Origin of the sequence: Alcaligenes sp. 1735tsa3 (assembly GCF_024134565.1) — a bacterium.
In the GTDB taxonomy this organism is placed as follows: domain Bacteria; phylum Pseudomonadota; class Gammaproteobacteria; order Burkholderiales; family Burkholderiaceae_B; genus Alcaligenes; species Alcaligenes phenolicus.
This window is the reverse complement of the sequence record NZ_CP099862.1, coordinates 268,968-290,823: the sequence shown is the minus strand read 5'-3', so window position 1 is coordinate 290,823 and position 21,856 is coordinate 268,968. Positions and strand designations below refer to the sequence as shown.

17 protein-coding genes, 2 tRNA genes and 2 rRNA genes are annotated in these 21,856 nt (G+C 53.8%); 9 read left to right on the top strand and 12 right to left on the bottom strand.

Annotation, left to right across the window (positions count from 1 at the left end):
* Window positions 1–113: 113 nt before the first annotated feature.
* From NIZ92_RS01300 to NIZ92_RS01285, 4 genes are all read right to left on the bottom strand, one after another.
* Window positions 114–2,997, bottom strand: a 23S ribosomal RNA gene (locus NIZ92_RS01300).
* Window positions 2,998–3,374: 377 nt separating this feature from the next.
* Window positions 3,375–3,450, bottom strand: a tRNA-Ala gene (locus tag NIZ92_RS01295).
* Window positions 3,451–3,461: 11 nt separating this feature from the next.
* Window positions 3,462–3,538, bottom strand: a tRNA-Ile gene (locus NIZ92_RS01290).
* 93 nt (window positions 3,539–3,631) lie between these two features.
* A 16S ribosomal RNA gene (locus NIZ92_RS01285) occupies window positions 3,632–5,168 on the bottom strand.
* The 16S and 23S rRNA genes sit together here with 2 tRNA genes alongside, the layout of an rRNA operon.
* A gap of 1,282 nt (window positions 5,169–6,450) precedes the next feature.
* Between NIZ92_RS01285 and NIZ92_RS01280 the strand changes: the two genes are divergently transcribed.
* Both NIZ92_RS01280 and NIZ92_RS01275 read left to right on the top strand, forming a co-directional pair.
* Entirely contained in the window at window positions 6,451–7,245 is a 795-nt protein-coding gene (locus NIZ92_RS01280; protein WP_240688249.1) for a uracil-DNA glycosylase, read from the top strand.
* Between the two features lie 30 nt (window positions 7,246–7,275).
* Entirely contained in the window at window positions 7,276–7,629 is a 354-nt protein-coding gene (locus tag NIZ92_RS01275) for a hypothetical protein (RefSeq protein ID WP_254002566.1), read from the top strand.
* A 216-nt stretch (window positions 7,630–7,845) separates the two neighbouring features.
* Here the strand turns inward: NIZ92_RS01275 and lipA are convergent, their stop codons facing one another.
* Entirely contained in the window at window positions 7,846–8,850 is a 1,005-nt protein-coding gene (gene lipA, locus NIZ92_RS01270; protein WP_021447088.1) for a lipoyl synthase, read from the bottom strand.
* Between the two features lie 199 nt (window positions 8,851–9,049).
* On the opposite strand from lipA, the gene NIZ92_RS01265 reads away from it, so the two are divergent.
* Window positions 9,050–9,841 carry an enoyl-CoA hydratase gene (locus NIZ92_RS01265; protein ID WP_254002565.1) on the top strand — a complete coding sequence of 264 codons (792 nt, stop codon included), beginning with the start codon at window positions 9,050–9,052 and terminating at the stop codon, window positions 9,839–9,841.
* Between the two features lie 72 nt (window positions 9,842–9,913).
* On the opposite strand, the gene lipB is transcribed toward NIZ92_RS01265, so the two are convergent.
* From lipB to NIZ92_RS01240, 5 genes are all read right to left on the bottom strand, one after another.
* Window positions 9,914–10,576, bottom strand: a complete 663-nt coding sequence (gene lipB, locus NIZ92_RS01260; protein WP_137431032.1) for a lipoyl(octanoyl) transferase LipB — start codon at window positions 10,574–10,576, stop codon at window positions 9,914–9,916.
* 18 nt (window positions 10,577–10,594) lie between these two features.
* Window positions 10,595–10,867, bottom strand: a complete 273-nt coding sequence (locus NIZ92_RS01255) for a DUF493 family protein (RefSeq protein WP_009460108.1) — start codon at window positions 10,865–10,867, stop codon at window positions 10,595–10,597.
* Window positions 10,864–11,736 carry a D-amino acid aminotransferase gene (locus NIZ92_RS01250; RefSeq protein ID WP_060186523.1) on the bottom strand — a complete coding sequence of 291 codons (873 nt, stop codon included), beginning with the start codon at window positions 11,734–11,736 and terminating at the stop codon, window positions 10,864–10,866. Before NIZ92_RS01250 ends, NIZ92_RS01255 begins: the two co-directional genes overlap by 4 nt.
* Window positions 11,737–11,760: 24 nt before the next feature.
* A complete protein-coding gene (locus NIZ92_RS01245; protein ID WP_254002564.1) occupies window positions 11,761–12,990 on the bottom strand; it encodes a D-alanyl-D-alanine carboxypeptidase family protein in 1,230 nt (409 codons plus the stop codon).
* Window positions 12,991–13,115: 125 nt separating this feature from the next.
* Window positions 13,116–13,766 carry an alpha/beta hydrolase gene (locus NIZ92_RS01240; protein WP_254002563.1) on the bottom strand — a complete coding sequence of 217 codons (651 nt, stop codon included), beginning with the start codon at window positions 13,764–13,766 and terminating at the stop codon, window positions 13,116–13,118.
* A 57-nt stretch (window positions 13,767–13,823) separates the two neighbouring features.
* Here NIZ92_RS01240 and NIZ92_RS01235 point away from each other — a divergent pair, with 57 nt between their 5' ends.
* The 4 genes from NIZ92_RS01235 to NIZ92_RS01220 all read left to right on the top strand — a co-directional run bounded on the left by NIZ92_RS01235 (window position 13,824) and on the right by NIZ92_RS01220 (window position 17,206).
* The gene (locus NIZ92_RS01235) at window positions 13,824–14,693 is read left to right on the top strand and encodes a biotin--[acetyl-CoA-carboxylase] ligase (RefSeq protein WP_254002562.1); all 870 of its coding nucleotides are present in this window, start codon (window positions 13,824–13,826) and stop codon (window positions 14,691–14,693) included.
* 38 nt (window positions 14,694–14,731) lie between these two features.
* Window positions 14,732–15,568, top strand: a complete 837-nt coding sequence (locus NIZ92_RS01230; RefSeq protein WP_083055279.1) for a type III pantothenate kinase — start codon at window positions 14,732–14,734, stop codon at window positions 15,566–15,568.
* A 343-nt stretch (window positions 15,569–15,911) separates the two neighbouring features.
* Window positions 15,912–16,742 carry a UTP--glucose-1-phosphate uridylyltransferase GalU gene (gene galU / locus NIZ92_RS01225; RefSeq protein ID WP_236780496.1) on the top strand — a complete coding sequence of 277 codons (831 nt, stop codon included), beginning with the start codon at window positions 15,912–15,914 and terminating at the stop codon, window positions 16,740–16,742.
* A gap of 254 nt (window positions 16,743–16,996) precedes the next feature.
* The gene (locus NIZ92_RS01220; protein ID WP_026483779.1) at window positions 16,997–17,206 is read left to right on the top strand and encodes a cold-shock protein; all 210 of its coding nucleotides are present in this window, start codon (window positions 16,997–16,999) and stop codon (window positions 17,204–17,206) included.
* 155 nt (window positions 17,207–17,361) lie between these two features.
* On the opposite strand, the gene NIZ92_RS01215 is transcribed toward NIZ92_RS01220, so the two are convergent.
* A complete protein-coding gene (locus NIZ92_RS01215) occupies window positions 17,362–18,687 on the bottom strand; it encodes a 3-deoxy-D-manno-octulosonic acid transferase (RefSeq protein WP_254002561.1) in 1,326 nt (441 codons plus the stop codon).
* 185 nt (window positions 18,688–18,872) lie between these two features.
* The gene (gene waaC / locus NIZ92_RS01210) at window positions 18,873–19,874 is read right to left on the bottom strand and encodes a lipopolysaccharide heptosyltransferase I (RefSeq protein ID WP_247966124.1); all 1,002 of its coding nucleotides are present in this window, start codon (window positions 19,872–19,874) and stop codon (window positions 18,873–18,875) included.
* Window positions 19,875–19,998: 124 nt separating this feature from the next.
* On the opposite strand from waaC, the gene NIZ92_RS01205 reads away from it, so the two are divergent.
* Together NIZ92_RS01205 and NIZ92_RS01200 are read left to right on the top strand one after the other, a co-directional pair.
* Window positions 19,999–20,898 carry a LysR family transcriptional regulator gene (locus NIZ92_RS01205; protein WP_009460118.1) on the top strand — a complete coding sequence of 300 codons (900 nt, stop codon included), beginning with the start codon at window positions 19,999–20,001 and terminating at the stop codon, window positions 20,896–20,898.
* 98 nt (window positions 20,899–20,996) lie between these two features.
* A complete protein-coding gene (locus tag NIZ92_RS01200; RefSeq protein WP_254002560.1) occupies window positions 20,997–21,800 on the top strand; it encodes a putative hydro-lyase in 804 nt (267 codons plus the stop codon).
* The last annotated feature ends 56 nt before the right edge of the window (window positions 21,801–21,856 follow it).

Genomic DNA, 21,856 nt, shown 5'->3' with positions numbered 1-21,856 from the left:
ATCAGTACGGATCAACTAGCAGCGGTTACGAAGGTGTCAAGCGCGGGTTGCGCTGCACTTCAATATTACGTTCTGTGGTCAACAACTTAACTCACTACAACCTCAAGGGTTATAGGATCAAGCCACACGGGCAATTAGTACTGGTTAGCTACATGCATTACTGCACTTCCACACCCAGCCTATCAACGTCCTGGTCTCGGACGACCCTACAGGGGGGTCAAGCCCCCGGGATACCTAATCTTCAGACGAGTTTCCCGCTTAGATGCCTTCAGCGGTTATCTCTTCCGTACGTAGCTACTCGGCAATGCCATTGGCATGACAACCGATACACCAGTGGTACGTCCACTCCGGTCCTCTCGTACTAGGAGCAGGCTCCGTCAAGTATCCAACGCCCACGGCAGATAGGGACCAAACTGTCTCACGACGTTTTAAACCCAGCTCACGTACCTCTTTAAATGGCGAACAGCCATACCCTTGGGACCGGCTACAGCCCCAGGATGAGATGAGCCGACATCGAGGTGCCAAACACCGCCGTCGATATGAACTCTTGGGCGGTATCAGCCTGTTATCCCCAGAGTACCTTTTATCCGTTGAGCGATGGCCCTTCCATACAGAACCACCGGATCACTATGTCCTACTTTCGTACCTGTTCGACTTGTCAGTCTCACAGTCAAGCACGCTTATGCCATTGCACTATCAAGACGATTTCCGACCGTCTCTAGCGTACCTTCGAACTCCTCCGTTACACTTTAGGAGGAGACCGCCCCAGTCAAACTGCCCACCATGCACGGTCCCCGATCCCGATTAGGGACCTAGGTTAGAACCGCAAACAGACCAGGGTGGTATTTCAAGGATGACTCCACGCGATCTGGCGACCACGCTTCAACGTCTCCCACCTATCCTACACAGGCCGGTTCACAATCCAATGCAAAGCTACAGTAAAGGTTCATGGGGTCTTTCCGTCTAGCCGCGGGGAGATTGCATCATCACAACCATGTCAACTTCGCTGAGTCTCAGGAGGAGACAGTGTGGCCATCGTTACGCCATTCGTGCAGGTCGGAACTTACCCGACAAGGAATTTCGCTACCTTAGGACCGTTATAGTTACGGCCGCCGTTTACCGGGGCTTCGATCAAGAGCTTGCACCCCATCACTTAACCTTCCGGCACCGGGCAGGCGTCACACCCTATACGTCCACTTTCGTGTTTGCAGAGTGCTGTGTTTTTAGTAAACAGTCGCAGCCACCGATTCACTGCGGCCTCTTCATGCTTTGTGCGCAGGCACATCACACTAATGAGGCATACCTTCTCCCGAAGTTACGGTATTAATTTGCCGAGTTCCTTCTCCTGAGTTCTCTCAAGCGCCTTGGAATATTCATCCCGTCCACCTGTGTCGGTTTGCGGTACGGTCTCGTAGAGCTGAAGCTTAGAGGCTTTTCTTGGAACTGCTTCCAGTTAGTTTAGAGCCGAAGCTCTATCCAGTCACACCCTTGAATTACGCACCCGGATTTGCCTAAGTGCCTTCTATGATGCGCCAACGGGGACATCCAACACCCCGATAACATTCTGCAATCCGTCCCCCCATCGCACTCTACGACGGTGCGGGAATATTAACCCGCTTCCCATCAGCTACGCATCTCTGCCTCGCCTTAGGGGCCGACTCACCCTGCGCCGATGAACGTTGCGCAGGAAACCTTGGACTTACGGCGAGGGGGCTTTTCACCCCCTTTATCGCTACTCATGTCAGCATTCTCACTTCCGATACCTCCAGCATTCCTCACGGAACACCTTCACAGGCTTACGGAACGCTCTCCTACCATGTGTACTAAAGTACACATCCGCAGCTTCGGTCTATGGCTTAGCCCCGTTACATCTTCCGCGCAGGACGACTCGATCAGTGAGCTATTACGCTTTCTTTAAAGGATGGCTGCTTCTAAGCCAACCTCCTGACTGTCTATGCCTTCCCACTTCGTTTCCCACTTAGCCATAGTTAGGGACCTTAGCTGGCGGTCTGGGTTGTTTCCCTCTTGAGTCCGGACGTTAGCACCCGGTGCTCTGTCTCCCGTACTGTACTTGCCGGTATTCGGAGTTTGCCATGGGTTGGTAAGTCGCTGTGACCCCCTAGCCATAACAGTGCTCTACCCCCGGCAGTAATATACGAGGCACTACCTAAATAGTTTTCGGAGAGAACCAGCTATCTCCAGGCTTGTTTAGCCTTTCACTCCGATCCACAGCTCATCCCCTAATTTTTCAACATTAGTGGGTTCGGTCCTCCAGCACGTGTTACCGTGCCTTCAACCTGGCCATGGATAGATCGCCTGGTTTCGGGTCTACACCCAGCGACTGAATCGCCCTATTCGGACTCGCTTTCGCTACGCCTCCCCTATTCGGTTAAGCTTGCCACTGAATGTAAGTCGCTGACCCATTATACAAAAGGTACGCAGTCACACCACGAAGGTGCTCCTACTGTTTGTATGCATACGATTTCAGGATCTATTTCACTCCCCTTCCGGGGTTCTTTTCGCCTTTCCCTCACGGTACTGGTTCACTATCGGTCGATCACGAGTATTTAGCCTTGGAGGATGGTCCCCCCATATTCAGACAGGATTTCACGTGTCCCGCCCTACTTGTTCGATGCTTAGTTCCACGTACTGAATTTCGCCTACAGGGCTATCACCTGCTACGGCTGGACTTTCCATTCCATTCGACTATTCACTACGCTAAAACATCCAGGCTGGTCCGGTTTCGCTCGCCACTACTTCCGGAATCTCGGTTGATTTCTTTTCCTCGAGTTACTGAGATGGTTCAGTTCACTCGGTTCGCCTCCACATGCCTATGTATTCAGCATGGGATACCGTATTACTACGGTGGGTTTCCCCATTCGGACATCTACGGATCAAAGCTTGTTTGCCAGCTCCCCGTAGCTTTTCGCAGGCTACCGCGTCCTTCATCGCCTGTGATCGCCAAGGCATCCATCATATGCACTTATTCGCTTGATCCTATAACGCTTGATGCTGTTATAGGAATATGAGTATACGTTGTTGCCGTTCATCAATCCTTAGCTGTTATCCAATCCGAAGACTGAACAACGTCTATATTTTTGAGAACTTTCGTTGAACATAATTTGTTCTGTTGCAATCACAACCCGTGTATTGTCATCACAAGGCGAAATTCGCTTTGCGTTTATTAGACAACACACCTTCGTTGTGCTTCTTCCTAATTGTTAAAGAGCAATTCGTGGGTTGCATAACCCAACGAGCAGTATTCTTTAAAAAGAACACTCTTCGTTGAATCTAGCGCCAGGTCAACCGCTGTTGGCCTGTGCCCTATACTCTGTCATGAACCTTGCTGTATCGACAACCAACCACAAAAGCGGTGGTGGAGGATGACGGGATCGAACCGACGACCCCCTGCTTGCAAAGCAGGTGCTCTCCCAGCTGAGCTAATCCCCCGAGGTAATCGTTGGTGGGTCAAGTTGGAATCGAACCAACGACCCCCGCCTTATCAAGACGGTGCTCTAACCGACTGAGCTACTGACCCATCTATCACCAGTGGGCGATACCTTCAATGGTCATGACATTAACTAACAGCCAATAAGTGTGGACGCTTTCGCTTTGCGAGCCATTCGCTCTAAAAGGAGGTGATCCAGCCGCACCTTCCGATACGGCTACCTTGTTACGACTTCACCCCAGTCATGAATCCCACCGTGGTAAGCGCCCTCCTTACGGTTAGGCTACCTACTTCTGGTGAAACCCACTCCCATGGTGTGACGGGCGGTGTGTACAAGACCCGGGAACGTATTCACCGCGACATTCTGATCCGCGATTACTAGCGATTCCGACTTCACGCAGTCGAGTTGCAGACTGCGATCCGGACTACGATCGGGTTTCTGAGATTGGCTCCCCCTCGCGGGTTGGCGACCCTCTGTCCCGACCATTGTATGACGTGTGAAGCCCTACCCATAAGGGCCATGAGGACTTGACGTCATCCCCACCTTCCTCCGGTTTGTCACCGGCAGTCTCATTAGAGTGCTCTTGCGTAGCAACTAATGACAAGGGTTGCGCTCGTTGCGGGACTTAACCCAACATCTCACGACACGAGCTGACGACAGCCATGCAGCACCTGTGTTCCGGTTCTCTTGCGAGCACGGCCAAATCTCTTCGGCTTTCCAGACATGTCAAGGGTAGGTAAGGTTTTTCGCGTTGCATCGAATTAATCCACATCATCCACCGCTTGTGCGGGTCCCCGTCAATTCCTTTGAGTTTTAATCTTGCGACCGTACTCCCCAGGCGGTCAACTTCACGCGTTAGCTGCGCTACTAAGGCCTAACGGCCCCAACAGCTAGTTGACATCGTTTAGGGCGTGGACTACCAGGGTATCTAATCCTGTTTGCTCCCCACGCTTTCGTGTCTGAGCGTCAGTATTATCCCAGGGGGCTGCCTTCGCCATCGGTATTCCTCCACATATCTACGCATTTCACTGCTACACGTGGAATTCTACCCCCCTCTGACATACTCTAGCTCGGCAGTTAAAAATGCAGTTCCAAGGTTGAGCCCTGGGATTTCACATCTTTCTTTCCGAACCGCCTACACACGCTTTACGCCCAGTAATTCCGATTAACGCTTGCACCCTACGTATTACCGCGGCTGCTGGCACGTAGTTAGCCGGTGCTTATTCTGCAGATACCGTCAGCAGTATCCCGTATTAGGGGATACCTTTTCTTCTCTGCCAAAAGTACTTTACAACCCGAAGGCCTTCATCATACACGCGGGATGGCTGGATCAGGGTTTCCCCCATTGTCCAAAATTCCCCACTGCTGCCTCCCGTAGGAGTCTGGGCCGTGTCTCAGTCCCAGTGTGGCTGGTCGTCCTCTCAAACCAGCTACGGATCGTTGCCTTGGTGAGCCTTTACCCCACCAACTAGCTAATCCGATATCGGCCGCTCCAATAGTGAGAGGTCTTGCGATCCCCCCCTTTCCCCCGTAGGGCGTATGCGGTATTAGCCACTCTTTCGAGTAGTTATCCCCCGCTACTGGGCACGTTCCGATATATTACTCACCCGTCCGCCACTCGCCGCCAAGAGAGCAAGCTCTCTCGCGCTGCCGTTCGACTTGCATGTGTAAAGCATCCCGCTAGCGTTCAATCTGAGCCAGGATCAAACTCTTCAGTTTAATCTCTGTGGTTGTCCCGTCTTGCGACGAGACCGATTGTGTCTCAAAGAAAAATTCAGAGTTACACAAGGTAATTCTTCATCTTTCGTTTGTGAGCACTTGATACAAACTTGTGGCGATCCCCGAAGGGTTCGACTCGCTCATTCCAAGCGCCCACACTTATCGGCTGTTAATTGTTAAAGAGCAGTGACAGTTGCCTGTCGTTCTACTGACTAACCCGGCTGGCTCGTCGCGCCTAGCGCTTCGTGCCTTGCTGTGTTAGCAGCAGAGAAACGAGATTATGAAGCAGATCAGGCAGTGTGTCAAGCGTTTTTTTGAAGAAGTTAGAAAGTTTTAAAACCGTCCAACTCGTCTCGCTTAAACCAGAACTTTCGTTCCTTTCTACCTGCTGAACAATCAACCGTGAGGCTAACCACCCAACTTCACAAACAAGGGTAAATTTTCAAAACCGTTTCAACCTGCAAAACCGCTTAAAAACTTAACGTTGCGTTCTCTGGAGCAGAACCTAGAACTTTAACACAGAATTTTCTGATTTGTCAAGCTCCGGGTTTTACACCCTGTCAGTTTTCTGACCAGTCATTCAAGCTTCGGTGCGGGCCTCTTGGCCAAGGCGGTGAAACTTGTCTAACTGCTCTCTGTAGCGCTTCAGGGAAAACCCTGTGTGTGCTGCAGCGAGAAAAGAACTATAGCACGACGATTTTCGACTTGGCAAGTTTTTTACCTGAATATTTCATGTAAAAAAGGCGGTTTACAGTAGTTTTCCACTTAGATCATTGTTATATATAACAAATCTTAAATGAAACCAAATGATACTGAAATGACTGTATCTCGTTCATAGCTGGAGAGACACCAGAACTGGCAGGTGAAACGCCAGGATGCCCCATCGCAGAACAGGTCGATTCCGGGCTTTTCCTCTCCAGCTCAGCATCGATTCTCTTGTTTCGCGCTGAACTCCCGCCCGAAACGTATTTTCGCAGACAGACAGACAGACAGACAGACAGACAGACAGACAGACAGACAGACAGAAAAGATAAGAATGCAGTTGCAACCCTGGGGAAGGCTACACAAAGCCCCGGCTATCACCATGGGCCGCTAATCTAGAACCTGGTCTACAACACTCTATATATAGAGCGCCGGCCATCCCTCTACATATAGAGACATACCAAGCGCCCTACTCTTGACCCACAAACCCCTCTCTATATAGAGGCACCCCATCCAAGCAGATAGGTAGGTCACCTCTGCCCTATTACAATAGGCAGACAAATAACTCTGTATGCAGACTATGGCCCGCTCATCTTCTCAAGCCCCTGCGGCACAGCTCAGCCTGATTGGCGAGGAACTACTCTCCGGCAATCTCCTGACCGAGAACATCCTGAATCAAATTGCCCGCCTTCCCAGCGACTGGCGTGCAACATTGGATCGCCCGGAGCTGCAAGACATATTGGCAACGCTGGCCAAGTGGTTGGACAAGGAGTGCCAGGATGGCGCCTCTATTTACCCGGCCGCCCCTTTCCGCGCACTGGAACTGCTGCCATTGCAGAAAGTCAGCGTCGTGATTCTGGGCCAGGACCCTTATCACGGTCCCAATCAGGCGCAGGGATTGTCATTTTCCGTGCCTGACACTTGCCCGGCCCCACCCAGTCTGCGCAATATCTTTAAAGAGCTGGAGCTGGAATATCCCGACACCACCTTGCCAAGCAGTCATGATCTGAGCAACTGGGGTCGACAAGGTGTCTTGCTATTGAATACATCGCTGACTGTAGAAGATGGTTTGCCTGCCTCTCACGCCAAGAAAGGTTGGGAGCAGATTACTGACTCCCTGCTGATGAACCTGGCCCAGCAGACTACACGCCCTATTGTTTATATGTTGTGGGGTGCTCACGCCCAAGCCAAAGAAGCACTGATTCAGCAGCACTCCCAGCATCCTTACCTAATTTTGAAGGCCAATCACCCTTCCCCCTTGGCTGCTCGCCGCCCCCCTGTTCCTTTTATTGGCTGTGGTCATTTCCAGCAAGCCAATGACTGGCTCAAAGAGCAAGGCGTCACTCCCATACAATGGTTTGCCACTGGCGCTTGACCATCCGTTCCCCTTACCTGATCCAGAACCATGCCTTTAAGCCCTGCCAATCCAGAATTAAACTCTCAAGAACAACATGCTCTTTGGTCGAACGAACTGCTCGAACAATATGGCTGGCAATTTCAGGGAGAAACGCCGTTTGCCGTCCCCTTAAGCAGCCTGCCCTTGCTGGATGAATTGTTCAAGTTTGTGAACGAGACCATCAAGGACTCTTTTGATCGCTCTTTATTCTGCTGGACTGATCTTAAACAAGACAACAAAGGTCTGACGGCCTGGTATCTGGGCGTCGAAGATTACGACGAAGTGCTGGAGCCTTATATAGAGAGCTTGTCTGCCAAGGCCCTGGCCCAGAGTGATGCAGTAGAAAGCCCACCGTCCGAATAAAAGGACACCAGCAAGCAGTGATACAGGCAGCCAGGGATACATGCCCCAAGAACCGCGAACGACTCTCCGGCTTGCTGGCTGCCCTGAAACCTGTAAAAAAACAGGCAGACGCGGATCAACAACACCGGAAAACCCGGAAGTCATAAAAAAAACCCGGCGCCAAGGCCGGGTTCTTCAAATAAAAGCCAAGTCTTACAAAGACCTGTTCTCTTATCTTTAAGGTTGCACACCTGCTGCGTGCGCCTGCTGGTCTGCGTGATAGGACGAACGCACCATGGCACCAACCGCCGCATGGGTAAAGCCCATTGCATAGGCCTCGCGCTCAAACATCAAGAATTCATCAGGCGTCACGTAGCGCATCACGGGCAAGTGGTGGCCGGATGGCTGCAAATACTGGCCAATGGTCAGCATATCAATATCGTGAGCTCGCATATCGCGCATCACTTCCAGAATCTCTTCGTTGGTCTCACCCAAGCCAACCATCAAACCGGATTTGGTTGGAATGTTTGGATGCAACTTCTTGAACTCTTGCAGCAGTTTCAAGGAGTGGTGGTAATCCGAACCAGGACGCGCCTGCTTGTACAAGCGAGGTACCGTTTCCAGGTTGTGGTTCATCACATCTGGAGGGCAGGCATTCAGGATGCCCAACGCACGATCCAGACGAGCACGGAAGTCCGGCACCAGCACTTCAATGGTCGTAGTTGGCGAATGCTCGCGCACCTGACGGATACATTCCACAAAGTGGGCAGCGCCACCATCACGCAAATCGTCACGGTCTACGGAGGTAATAACCACGTAGGACAACTTCATGGCGCCAATGGCCTTGGCCAGGTTGGCAGGTTCATTCTCGTCCAGCGGGTCAGGACGGCCATGGCCCACATCACAGAATGGGCAACGACGTGTGCACTTGTCGCCCATGATCATGAAGGTGGCCGTGCCCTTGCCAAAACACTCCCCGATATTGGGACAGGAAGCTTCTTCGCACACCGAGAACAGCTTGTGCTCGCGCAGAGTTTCCTTGATCTCGTAGAAACGGGAATTCGGTGCAGCCGCCTTCACCCGAATCCAATCAGGCTTTTTCAAACGCTCTGCCTGCACGACCTTAATGGGAATGCGCGAGGTCTTGGCCTCGGCCTTCTGCTTTTGCGTTGCGTCGTATTCGACAACGCGAGGACGCACAGTAGGTTTGGAATCGACGGACGTATCTGTAGGGGTGGTCATAGGCGTCTAAATAGAAAAACAGCGTGCGGGCAACATCACTAAACGATGGGCGCAGTGGTCAATTGTAGCCCCTTCGCTTTACAAGCGCCTAGAACAAGGGCGATAGTTTGTACCAGACCCCTCTAATATAGAGGTCGACTTAACGATGCAGCAACACCCGAAAATAAAACCTGCACATACTATAAGTACGGAGACTTGCATGTCACAAGAGCACCTCGCCGATCCCGTCCTGCTGGAACAGCATCAGGGACTGGCCCGCATCACCTTGAACCGGCCCGCCAAGTACAACGCGCTGTCTGAAGAAGTGTTGGACTCTTTACAACACATTCTGGACAAGCTGGCCCAGGACCCCAGCTTGCAGTGCGTCATCATTCAGGCGGAAGGCAAGGCCTTTTGTGCCGGGCACGATCTGAAACAGATGCGCTCCAAACCCGAACACGACTATTACCGTGATCTGTTCAGCCGCTGCAGCCGCGTCATGCAAGGTGTGCTGGCCTTGCCCGTGCCGGTGATTGCTCGTGTGCAAGGGCTGGCCACCGCAGCGGGCTGTCAGCTGGTTGCTACCTGCGATATGGCTGTGGCCACCGAGTCCACTCGCTTTGCAGTATCAGGCATTAATGTTGGCCTTTTCTGCTCCACCCCTGCTGTTGCCCTGTCACGCTGCGTGCCACCCAAGGCCGCCATGGAAATGTTGATGACTGGCGAATTCATCAGCGCCCAACGAGCTCAAGAGCTGGGGCTGATCAATTACGCGGTAGCCGAAGACCAGCTGGATCAAACCGTACAGAAACTGGCCGACAGCATCATGGCCAAGAGTCCGGTCGCCGTCCGCGCAGGCAAGGCCATGTTCTACCGCCAGCGCAGCCTGGCTATTGAACAAGCCTACGACTACGCCGGTCAGGTCATGGCTGACAATATGATGAGCAATGATGCCTGCGAAGGTATTGATGCTTTTATCGAGAAACGCGCGCCGCACTGGAGAGGAACCTGAGGCGGCACTTGACGAATAAATAACAATATAAAGATGAGCGCCGCCACATGCGGCGCTTTATCGCTGCGCTATTTAAGCTGCCGCTGCCTGTAGGCGCAGAGCCATCGCTTGCGATAGATAATTAGACAAATACTGTGCAACCTCGTCCATGGGGACCACGACGCCTTGCGAACGCATATCCGTTGTTTGCAGCCCTTCATAGCCACAGGGATTGATGCCGCTAAATGGGCTTAGATCCATGCCTATATTCAAGGCCAGTCCATGGTAAGAGCGGCCATTGCGAATCTTGATCCCCAATGCGGAAATCTTGGCCAACTCCTGCCTTGCCACCCCTTGCGGTACATAGACACCCGGTGCCCCTGGCTTGCAGCAAGCCCCTTCGACACCAAAATGCGTCAGACAGGCAATAACAGCCTCTTCCAAAAGGCGTACGTATTCTTTGACGTATAAGCCTACCCGGCGCAGATCAAACAGGCAGTACACCATTAACTGCCCAGGGCCGTGATAGGTAATCTGCCCGCCCCGGTCGGTTTGCACCACGGGGATGCCACCGGGATTCAGTAGATGTTCCGGCTTGCCGGCTTGCCCTTGAGTGTAGACAGGCGTGTGCTCGACAAGCCAGATTTCATCAGCAGTCTCTGGCCCGCGCTGCTCGGTAAAGTCGCGCATTGCCTGCCAGATGGGTTCATAGGCGCTAGGCCGCTCAAACCACTTGATACGAACTGAGTCGGACATGAACGCCTGATCCCTGCTTTACATCACCACACGCACCAGATGATGCGCATGCAGGGCACGGTAAAGGTTATCCAACTGCTCACGCGAGACAGCGCGCACCGTGAAAGTCAGGCCCGTGTAGTTGCCTGCCTTGCTGGGACGCACCTCAATGGTGGCAGCGTCAAAACCTGGATCGTGTTCCAGCACGATAGCCAGCAATTCGTCTTGCAGGGTTTCGTGAGTCTGGCCCATGACTTTGATAGGAAAGTCGCTGGGGTATTCGATCAACGATTCTTCGGGGGAAATTGTCATGCTTGCTCCGCAGCCTTGATGGCCTTGTCATAGCCTTCACGTAATTTGGCAAAGACAGGGCCGGGTCGTCCGTCGCCGACGGGCTGACCGTTAAATACAACGATGGGCAGCACCTCTTTGGTAGCTGACGTCATCATAATTTCATCGGCAGTGTCGACCTCTTCACGAGAGATCTGACGCGCCTGAAAAGCTATACCCGCCTGGGCGGCCAGCTCCTCCATCAAACTGTAGCGAATCCCTTCCAGGATCAAATTGTTGCGCATGGGTGCCAGCAAAGTACCGTCGCGCACAATCCAGATATTGCAGGAGGCCCCTTCGGTCAGAAAACCGTCTCTGAACTGAATGACCTCGTCCACACCGGCTTCAAGAGCCTGTTGCTTGGCCAAAACATTGCCCAGCAAGGAAACGGATTTTATATCGCAACGCAGCCAACGCTCATCTTCAATGGCCACCGCCTTCAAACCTGTTTCGCGCTCTTGCTGCACTCGCTTGAAGGGCGAGACCATGATGAAGATGCTGGGCGGCACATTGCTGGGGAAGGCGTGGTCGCGCTTGGCAACACCGCGGGTTACCTGAATGTAGACCATGCAGTCGGCACCCCGGCCCGAACGGGCCAGCATATCCAGCACCAGCTTTTCCCATTCACGGCGAGTGAAAGGGTTGGTGATGCCCACTTTTGCCAGACTGCGCTCCAAGCGCCCCAGGTGCCCATCAATACGAAAAGGTTTCCCGTGATAAGCAGGCACGACATCGTAAATGCCGTCGCCAAAGATAAAGCCACGATCCAGTACCGAGATCTTCGCTTCACCCAAGCGCACAAAGTCGCCGTTCAAATAAACAATGCTGTCGGGGTCAATGCCTGCAATCATAGGATTTAGCCTCGCACCAAGGAATTACTCAAACATCAAGCGCACTTTGTCGACCATACGACCAAAAAAGCCTGCCTCGGGCACATCTTGCAGCACCAGCAAAGGCTGCTCTGCCAAAACTTTGCCATCCAGGGACAAAGTCAGTGTACCGACCTTGTCACCCTTGCTCAACGGAGCCAGCAAAGGCTGGGTATAGTTGGCAACAGGCTTGATTTCCGAGGACTTGCCACGAGGAACCGTCAACCACAAGGCTCCTTCTGTACCCAGGCCTACATTTTCGACCTCACCTTCCCAAACACGGGCGGTGACAGCAGGATTGCTGGCGTCGTACAGTTTGACCGTTTCAAAGTTCTGGAAGCTCCAGTTCAGAAGCTTCAGGCTGTTTTCTGTACGGGCGGCATCGTTCGCTGTACCCACGACAACCGACACCACACGACGACCATCGCGCAAGGCCGTCGACACCAGGCAGTAACCGGCCGATTGGGTGTGGCCGGTTTTCAGACCATCAACTGTATTGTCCAGCCACAGCAGGCGGTTACGGTTGGGCTGCTTGATATTGTTGTAGGTGTACTCTTTTTGGCTGTAGTAGTGCAGATACTGGGGGAAGCGGGCAACCAGTGCCGCGGACAACACGCCCAGATCACGTACCGAGGTCAGATGCTCTGGATCAGGCAAGCCGGTGGAGTTCTTGAAATGCGTAGCCGTCAAACCCAGCTTGGCGGCTTCTTCGTTCATCAAGGCGGCAAAAGCACCTTCGCTACCCGCAACGGCTTCGGCCAAGGCAACAGAGGCATCATTGCCCGATTGCACGATCACACCTTGCAGCAGATCATTCACGGCCACTTGCGAATTAACTTTCACGAACATGCGCGAACCTTCGGTGCGCCATGCCTTGTCCGAAATCACAACGGTCTGATCCAGCTTCAGGCGACCGGATTCCAAAGCATCAAAGACCAGATAGGCCGTCATCAGCTTGGTCAGGGAGGCAGGCTCGACCTGTTCGTTCAGCCCTTCTGCCGCGATGATCTGGCCACTATTAACGTCCATGGACAACCAGGCACGTGCCGTCAGGCTAGGTGCGGGTACAACGGACAAATCACCTGGCAAGGCAGGCGTCTGAGCGCCAAGCACTTGAGCCGATTCTGTCGGGGTAGGGGTTTGAGTCTGTGCCTGAGCCACCATAGGCAGCGCCAGGGCAAGTGCCACCACACAACGAGAGAGGACTGGAGATGCAAATTTTTGAATAGAAGTCATGGAAAAAATCGATTGCTTTGACAGTGGCGGAAAGAACCCATTATGGCAGAGCCATCTGGGCCTGTGAGAGGCAAGGCCCCTGAGTCTGAACAGGAAAACGCAACGATTTGAAAGCAAAACCCGGCTTAGGTTCCAAGCCCGGCCAAATGACGGCTGACCAACTCACGCAGCTGAATCAGCTTGCCATGAAAAAAGTGGCCGGCCTCGGGCAGCACAACCATGGGCAACTGATGCTCACGCGCAAAGTCCATGCCTTCCGACAAGGGAACGACATCGTCGGTTTCACCGTGCACTAGCAAGGTATCGGCAGGAGGGCTGACATCCCGGAAGCGGAAACGATTGACCGCAGTACCAGTCAGGATGAAGGCGCCGGGCAAAGGTGCCTGGGCTTCCTGCAGGCTGACATACACTTGAGCAGCGACTGCAGTGCCAAATGAAAACCCGGCCAACATGGATGGGCCGGAACTCCACTGCGGGAAATGTGATGGGAATTGCTCAATCAAAGCCAGCATATCGGCAGTTTCGCCGCGGCTGCTATCGAACTCCCCGGCAGACTTTCCGACACCACGGAAATCCGGGCGTACTGCCAGCAAACCATGTTGAGTGGCACTGCGCGACAAGGTTGTCACCACTTTGTTGTTACGTGCCCCACCATGCAAAGGGTGAGGATGCAGCAACAAGGCCCAACCCTTGGGCTCGCCCGCAGGCCAGTCCAGAGCACAGTCAATAACACCGGCCTGGCCGGAAAATTGGATTGTATCTACGCGTTCAGACATGCTCAGATCAAATATCACATAAGATTACGTTTAACTCATCCAGTGTACCGGATTGTCATGAATACCTCTTCTGCATTCACCCTACCCAGCCCGCGCGATATGGTGGCAGAGCTGCGTACGCGCTTGCCACATTTTCCCCAGATACGCTGGGTAGACTCGACCGAATCGACCAACGCCGATTTGCTTGCCCTGGCTCGTCAGGAATCCGGGCCGCGTGTGCGTCCCTGGTTGCTGGGCGCACATCTGCAAAGTCGTGGTCGTGGGCGTGCCGGACGCACGTGGGAAAACAGCGTCGGTGCAAACCTGATGTTTTCCTGTGCCTTTGATATTTTTCTGCCTGCGCGGCAACTGCCTACTCTTTCGCCGCTGTCCGGTCTGGCAACAACGGAAGCACTGCGCCAGTTTCTGGAACCGGCAGTGCGTAATCGTCTGGCCATGAAATGGCCGAATGACGTGCTATGGGATCAGGCCAAGCTGTCCGGCATTCTGGTTGAGGCGACTCGCGCCAGTGCAGCGCCCAGCTCCAGTGACCATCATGTGGTGATTATCGGCATAGGCCTGAACCTGCGTGAAGCAGAGACCGTCAGCCAGAACACGCAACGCGCCATTGCAGACTGGACCAGCATTGCTGAACACTCCCAACAAGCGTCTCTGGCACGCTGTTCGGACCTTGTGGCCAAAGTCGCGCAAAGCCTGTACCTGAGCCTGAATCATGTCACAGCCCACGGTTTTGCTGATCTGCCTACACGCTACGCGCAAGTTGACGCACTAATTGGCCAGCAAGTCCATATTATTGACAATGGCCAAGTCCTGCATACAGGCATCGTGACGGGCATCAATACCTCGGGGCAATTATTATTGCGCCACCCCGATGGTTCCGAACGTGCGGTCACAGTGGGCGAAGTTTCCGTTCGCGCTCACCGCTGATCGCTATACTGCACTCTTTTTAGCTCTGACGATCCGGCATGACCCTGCTCATCGACTCTGGCAACACCCGTATCAAACTAGGGTGGTGTCATCCTTTAAGCGGCGCGCGCGAAAGCCAGCCGGTTAGCGTGCATGCCGACCAATTGGATCAATTGGCGGTTTGGCTGGAGGCAGGCCAGGCCCCGCTGCAGGAATTCGCCCAACAAAAAGGTGTACAAGCACTAGGAGTGAATGTGGCCGGGCCACAGGTCCAAGCGCAAATTGATGCGGCCGTCAGCCGTCTGGGCTTGGGCCCGGTACGCTGGTTGCAGGCCCAAGAGCAGGCTTTTGGGCTGCACAACGATTATGAACAGGCTGGCCAATTGGGTGCCGACCGTTGGGCCTCCTTATTAGGGTTAAGCGATTTGCTAACCCAGGAATACCCAGTCGACCAAGGCGCCTTGCTGATCAGCTTTGGTACTGCTACCACGATTGACTTGCTGGGACCTGCACAAAATGGAGTGCGTCACTTTTTAGGTGGCTCCATTCTGCCCGGTCCCAGCTTGATGCTGGCTTCACTCAAGCAAAATACGGCGCAGCTTCCTGAGGCGCATGGGCAAACTGCGGCGTTCCCACGCAATACTCAAGAAGCTATCAGTACCGGGGTGGCTGCCGCACAGGCCGGAGCCGTGTTGCGACAATGGGAGAAAGGCCGTCAGCATCTGGGACACAGCCCATTGGTCTTTTTGGCGGGCGGTGGCCGCGCACTGGCCCAGCAAGAACTGTTAGAACAATTAAGTCATCATTGCCGTTTGCTCAATATAGAGCCCCCCCATCTACACGAGCTGGAAACTCCTGCCTTGCGAGGTCTGTCGCTGTTTGCGGCGCACCCGTAAGTCGATTCGAGCTTATAACGGTCCCTCTGCCCCCTCTTGCCTGTGAACTGCCGGTGACCCATAGATACGATTGGCATTAAAACGGATGAACTTAAACTCCCCTACCCGTACAATCTTGGGTTGAACCGTATTTTTCAAGGCATTTGCGATGCGACTGCTTTTCATACTGATCCTGGTGGCAAACCTGGCCTTGCTGGCTTTTGGACAAGGTTTTTTTGGCACGCCCCCCAGCGAACAAGGCCGTGAGCCTAGACAGTTTTCGCAGCGTAACCAAGATGCCATTCAACTTGGAACCCCGGCCCATCCAATGCCAGCTTCCCCTTGATCCCCGATTGACGACACTATGAAACCCATACGCAAAGCTGTTTTCCCCGTCGCTGGTCTAGGCACGCGTTTTTTGCCTGCCACCAAGGCCATGCCCAAGGAAATGTTGCCTATTGTCGACAAGCCGCTGATTCAGTATGCCGTTGAAGAAGCCATTGCCGCTGGAGTCACAGAACTGATCTTTATCACTGGCCGCAACAAGCGAGCCATTGAAGATCACTTTGACAGCATCCCGGAACTGGAACACGAACTGGAAGGCAAGAACAAGCTGGAATTGCTGGATGCCGTTCAAAACATCATTCCCAGCCATGTCAGCTGTATTTACACCCGCCAGCCACGTGCGCTGGGTCTGGGCCATGCCGTGCTGTGCGCTGCCCCCATTGTGGGCAACGAGCCCTTCCTGGTCCTGCTGGCGGACGACCTGATCGACGCCACCACACCTGTATCGCGGCAACTGGTTGAGGCTGCGCATCAATACAACGGAAGTATTGTGGCAACTCAAAATGTAAATAGAAATGAAACAAATAAATATGGAATTGTTTCGGGTAATTTAGTCGACTCAAAAGCAACTCGACTTAATGGAATTGTTGAAAAGCCCGCACCCGAAGTAGCCCCTTCTACACAAGCCGTTGTAGGCCGTTATGTATTGGAACCGGAAATATTTGACCACCTGCGACGCACTCAAGCAGGGGTAGGTGGAGAGATTCAATTAACGGATGGAATTGCCAGTCTTTTGGAAAGTCGTGCGGTATATGCATATGAATATGAAGGCACACGTTACGACTGTGGTAGCAAGTCCGGTTTCTTTCATGCTACGCTTGAATTTGGTCGTAAATACCACGGACTTTAACGAGGGGCGCAGAGGGGTCCGTTACGATAACAAGCTTGGTTGCAATTGTTGATCAAACACTGCCTTAAAACCACGCAGAGGGTCGATTTAGCTTGACTTACAGGTTAAATACCCCCTACGATTGGCGGTGCAGGATTTCAAGTTCGTCGAAGTTTGTTCAATACGGTATTGTTTCTAATACTCATTGCCCTGATTTTTACATCTTGACAATCTTTTTTGAGCAGATTGCTCGTCATTTTTAGGGAATGCAGGAAATGCAAACAGAAACCGGTATCGTGAAATGGTTCAATAACGAAAAAGGCTACGGCTTTATCTCCCCCGACAACGGTGGCAAAGATCTTTTCGTTCACCATTCCGACATCTTGGGCACGGGCTTTAAATCCTTGGAAGAAAACCAGCGCGTTTCGTACGTGTCGGCTGAAGGCCAAAAGGGTCCACAAGCTAAGAGCATCCAAAAACTGTAAATCGATCTCGATTAGTTTTTAGATCTCAAAAAAGCCCGCTAAATGCGGGCTTTTTTATTTAACTTGATTCAAATCAAGACGAGTTGTCCTCAAATCGCCACAAATTCCAAAACACGTAAAACTAAATACTTATTAGCTAATAAACAGCCACGTATTTAATCGCGGATTTGTGCCAATCCAGAAAGTACACGCTGCACTGCGCCTTCGTGCATTTGAACCCAATGCAAACCCGCATCAGCCATTTTGTGATGACGTGCTGGATCATCTACTAGCTCCAGTGCCTGCTGCAACGCCAAGGCTGGCGTACCCGCACGTATCGCAGCGCCGGCCTGCATGGCATCTTGCATGGCTTGGGCAAAATTATGAGTATACGGGCCCACAATCACAGGGACACCCACTGCGCAGGCCTCGATAAAGTTCTGCCCGCCCAAAGGCTGGAAGCTGCCCGCCACAATGGCGACTCGTGCCAGGCCGTAATACCAGTGCATTTCACCTAGGGTGTCGCCCAGCAGCACATCCACTTCACGACAAGCCTTGATCGCACTGGTGCTGGTATCGCCCTGCTCCAGCAACTCGCTACGCCGCACGGAACGCAAACCTAGCTGATTCAGATAATCTGCCGCTTCTTCAAACCGCTCCGGGTGACGTGGAATCACAACAAACAGGACTGGGCTATGCAGCTCGCTACCATGCTCTCGTTCACGGCGCAGGTAATGGGCAATGGCATCAATGAAATCGACATGCTCAGTCTCGCGCGTACTGGCGATCACCACCACACGCCGTCCCAGGTCACTGGCAAAGCCACGGCCACGTGCAATCTTGTCCTGTGGCAAAACTACATCAAACTTCAGATTCCCTGACACGCGCACGCCTTGTGCGCCCGCCAACTCCAGCCGCTGTGCATCAGCCAGGCTTTGTGCATAGATCAACTTGAAGGAGCGGTAGGCCTCTCGCATGACCGAACCTGCTTTCAGGCTGGTACGCAATGCACTTTCCGAGAACCGGGCACTGGCCAACATCATGGGAACACCTTGCCGGCGTGCCGCAGCCAATAGATTGGGCCACACCTCGCGTTCAATCAGCACCCCGGCACATGGCCGGTAATGGGCGAAAAAACGTCGTACCGAGCCCGGAAAGTCGTAGGGTAGCCATTGTTGCAGCAATTGCCCGCTGGCAATCTCAGCCGCAAACGCAGTCGCACCTTCTGTACGGCCCGTAACTGTCATATGGGTTAACAGGACCGTCTCACCCTGATCCAGCAAAGCACGAATCAAAGGCTGCGCCGCACGCGTTTCACCCAGGCTGACCGCATGCACCCACACCGGGGCTTTCCTGGGCGCAGGCAGCGAACCATAAAAACCAAAGCGGGGACCCGATAACACCTGCCATTCGCCACCAGCTCGACGGGCACGCAAGCCCATCCAGGCCATCAAGGCTGGAGCCAATATGCGAATAGAGGCGGTATAGAAGAATCGGTTCACCCGCTTAGCCTCAGTACGAAATCAGCAGCAGCCAAGCCACGCTCGGCGCTACCAGGAAGACGAATAGAAAATAATGTCAGGCAGACAAAGGGCCTGCACCCAGGCGGGGCTGCAGGCCCCTTAGCATCGCGTATTGTAAGCACAAAGCCGGCTGACAAAAAAACGAATTGGCGATCAGACCCGAACTAGCCTTTTGGCGCGCCCAACAAGGCCGCCTCCGGCACTACTGTCCGCCCCAGCGCCTGATCGATGGCACAGAGCACCGTTTCCGCTGAAGGAGGATGCCCACGCTCGCCCAGGCTGGCGGTGTAGGCGGAACCTTCCAGGGGGGTACGCACTGGGGTCGAGGCTTTATAGATACCAATAGTAGGACGGCCCAAACCGGCTGACAAATGCGTCAGACCACTGTCCAGACCCACCATGACTTGCGCTCCAGCCAATTGCAAAGCGATAGGCGTCAAATCCATTCTTGGCATCACCTGAGCCTGGCTGCGACCAATAATCAGCGCCTCGGCACGGGCGGACTCGGCAGGGCTGCCCGCCAACAAGCGCAATGCCATCCCTTCCCCTTGCAGGCGATCAAAGACCTGTTGCCAGTTCTCCGGCTCCCAGAGCTTATCGTCGCGGCTGGCCGACGGCATGATAATGGCGTAAGGATCCTCGTCCTTGGGGGCTTGCGCGGCCAAACCCTGCAAACCAAAATCAGGAGCGCCTTCAAACTGATAGCCAAAGGCAGACGCGGCCAAGCTGCGCTGACGGAACACAGCAGGCTGCCAGAAACCGACGCGATGACGCACATCGTAGAACAGCGAGGCCAGCGGTTCACGCGCCGACTTCCAATCCAGCCCATGACGACGGCCTTTAGTCTGCCGTACCAGCCAGATGGATTTCATCAGCGCCTGCATATCCAGCACAACATCGTATTGGCGTGATTGCAGTTGTTCGCGCAAGGCGGCGCGTTCCTGGCGTGTCTGGGCAGACCACCACTGTTTGCGCCAGCGCCGATGCGCCACCGGGATCACTTCATTTACTGCCGGATGCCAGCCCGGAATCTGAGCAAAGCTCTCTTCTACGAGCCAATCAATTTGTGCACCGGGCACATGGCGTGCAATGTCCGAGATTGCTGGCAGCATATGCACCAGATCTCCCAAAGAGGACGTACGCACAATCAGTATCTTGCAAGTCATGGGCGAATTATAGTGGTGGCCGCGTCCAATCAAACAAAGATGCAGAAAAATATCCGCCTGCTCTACTTATGCCCGCCAATTGCCATCAGGCATAATAAGACTGCCTATTTTCTGGACCGGAAACATGATTGATCTCAAACAGATCGAAGCCTTTGTATGGGTTGCCGAGCTTGGCGGTTTCCGGGCAGCTGCCGAAAAACTCAACACGACCCAACCGTCTATTTCTCAGCGTATCGCCGGACTGGAATCCAGTCTGGAGCTGCGCTTGTTTGATCGGGGTGCCCGGGGCATCAAGCTGACCGATAAAGGCCAGGAGTTGTTGTCGCACGCACAGCGCATGCTGGATCTGCGTACCGAGATGCTGCGCGCCGCCAAAGAGCAGAACGCCATCCGCGGCCTGCTGCGTCTGGGGGTGGCTGAAACCATTGTGCAGACCTGGCTGCATGAGCTGATCGACAAGCTGCATCAGGAATACCCGGCTTTGGTCATCGAGATTCATGTCGACACCACCAGCGTGCTGCGCCAGCAACTGGCCAGCTTCCAGATTGATATGGCCATGATTGTGGGCGTAGGCCAGGATCCCAAAGAACAATGCATTCGACTGTGCGCTTATCAGTTAGGCTGGGTCGCCAGTCCCGAATTGAAGTTGCATGGCCGCAAAGTCAGCGTTTCCGAGCTAGGGGTTTACCCTGTAATCACCTATCCATCCGGTAGCGTTCCCTACCTCGCCACACGCGAAGCTTTGCTGCGTGCCGGCGTCAAATCCCCACGTATTTTTGGCAGTGCATCGCTAAGCACAATCGTGCAAATGACGCGTCATGCCATGGGCCCCAGCGTGCTGGCTCCCGAGGTCATAAAAGACGAGCTTTCCGAGGGAAAACTGCGCCTTTTGAAGGTGGATCAGCCCCTGCCGGCCATCGAATTTTTTGCCTGCTGGATGGATTCTCCGGACAGTCATATTGCCCGCGTCGTGGCCAATCACGCCCAAGAAATCGCCCAACAATACGTGCAGTCCGATAAGTAATCGTTATGGCCTAGGATTCAAACATACGATTGGACACAAATTATCTGATCGGTTGCAATCCGAGGCTGTGATCAACCCCCTTTGTGCGAGTGGTCATCATGAACCTGCAAACCCTGCCTGTGCTGGCGCCCGAGGCTGAAAAATGCCGCGAGCTGATCCGTCAAGAAACTCATACTGGTCCTACCGCAGGACTGGCCGCAGGCTATGTGCAGGCCAACCTGATGATTCTGCCCAAAGACTGGGCCGATGAGTTCCTGCTGTTTTGTCAGCGCAACCCCAAACCCTGCCCTTTATTGGCCGTGACGGAACCCGGTCAGCTTCAGGTGCCAACCTTGGGTGGCTCGATTGATCTGCGCACGGATTTCCCTCGTTACCGTGTCTGGCAGAACGGCGAGCTCAGCGCCGAGCCGCTGAACATCGAAGATGTCTGGCGCGATGATCTGGTGTCCTTTCTGATTGGCTGCTCCTTCTCCTTTGAAGAAGCGCTGCTGGCCGACGGGATTGATGTACGCCATATCAGTGCGGGCGTGAATGTGCCCATGTATCGCTGCTCTATCCAGACCCAGGGCACACAGCGCCTGTCTGGCCCGCTGGTGGTGTCGATGCGCCCCATGCGTGCGGCCGATGCCATCCGTGCCATTCAGATCACCTCGCGCTTTCCGTCCGTGCACGGTGCCCCGGTTCATATCGGCGACCCGTCCCTGATTGGAATCAGCGACCTGCAACAACCCGACTATGGCGATGCAGTGCCAGTCGGCCCCGACGAATTACCCGTTTTCTGGGCTTGCGGCGTCACCCCTCAAGCCGTTGCTGCCCAGGCCAAGCCGCAGTTTTGTATCACGCATGCCCCTGGCCATATGTTGATTACCGATCTGCCCAACACACGGCTGGCCGCGCTTTAAGCAAGTTTTGACCGGCACAAAACCGGTCGCCCCTTTGGTTTCAATATGCAGCTCCC

Coding starts and splice junctions, on each gene's coding strand:
- NIZ92_RS01245 (WP_254002564.1), bottom strand. CDS start 12,990: ATGACTTCTATTCAAAAATTTGCATCTCCAGTCCTCTCTCGTTGTGTG.
- NIZ92_RS01220 (WP_026483779.1), top strand. CDS start 16,997: ATGCAAACAGAAACCGGTATCGTGAAATGGTTCAATAACGAAAAAGGC.
- NIZ92_RS01265 (WP_254002565.1), top strand. CDS start 9,050: ATGTCACAAGAGCACCTCGCCGATCCCGTCCTGCTGGAACAGCATCAG.
- NIZ92_RS01230 (WP_083055279.1), top strand. CDS start 14,732: ATGACCCTGCTCATCGACTCTGGCAACACCCGTATCAAACTAGGGTGG.
- NIZ92_RS01250 (WP_060186523.1), bottom strand. CDS start 11,736: ATGATTGCAGGCATTGACCCCGACAGCATTGTTTATTTGAACGGCGAC.
- waaC (WP_247966124.1), bottom strand. CDS start 19,874: ATGACTTGCAAGATACTGATTGTGCGTACGTCCTCTTTGGGAGATCTG.
- lipA (WP_021447088.1), bottom strand. CDS start 8,850: ATGACCACCCCTACAGATACGTCCGTCGATTCCAAACCTACTGTGCGT.
- NIZ92_RS01275 (WP_254002566.1), top strand. CDS start 7,276: ATGCCTTTAAGCCCTGCCAATCCAGAATTAAACTCTCAAGAACAACAT.
- NIZ92_RS01240 (WP_254002563.1), bottom strand. CDS start 13,766: ATGTCTGAACGCGTAGATACAATCCAATTTTCCGGCCAGGCCGGTGTT.
- NIZ92_RS01280 (WP_240688249.1), top strand. CDS start 6,451: ATGGCCCGCTCATCTTCTCAAGCCCCTGCGGCACAGCTCAGCCTGATT.
- galU (WP_236780496.1), top strand. CDS start 15,912: ATGAAACCCATACGCAAAGCTGTTTTCCCCGTCGCTGGTCTAGGCACG.
- NIZ92_RS01200 (WP_254002560.1), top strand. CDS start 20,997: ATGAACCTGCAAACCCTGCCTGTGCTGGCGCCCGAGGCTGAAAAATGC.
- NIZ92_RS01205 (WP_009460118.1), top strand. CDS start 19,999: ATGATTGATCTCAAACAGATCGAAGCCTTTGTATGGGTTGCCGAGCTT.
- NIZ92_RS01235 (WP_254002562.1), top strand. CDS start 13,824: ATGAATACCTCTTCTGCATTCACCCTACCCAGCCCGCGCGATATGGTG.
- NIZ92_RS01255 (WP_009460108.1), bottom strand. CDS start 10,867: ATGACAATTTCCCCCGAAGAATCGTTGATCGAATACCCCAGCGACTTT.
- lipB (WP_137431032.1), bottom strand. CDS start 10,576: ATGTCCGACTCAGTTCGTATCAAGTGGTTTGAGCGGCCTAGCGCCTAT.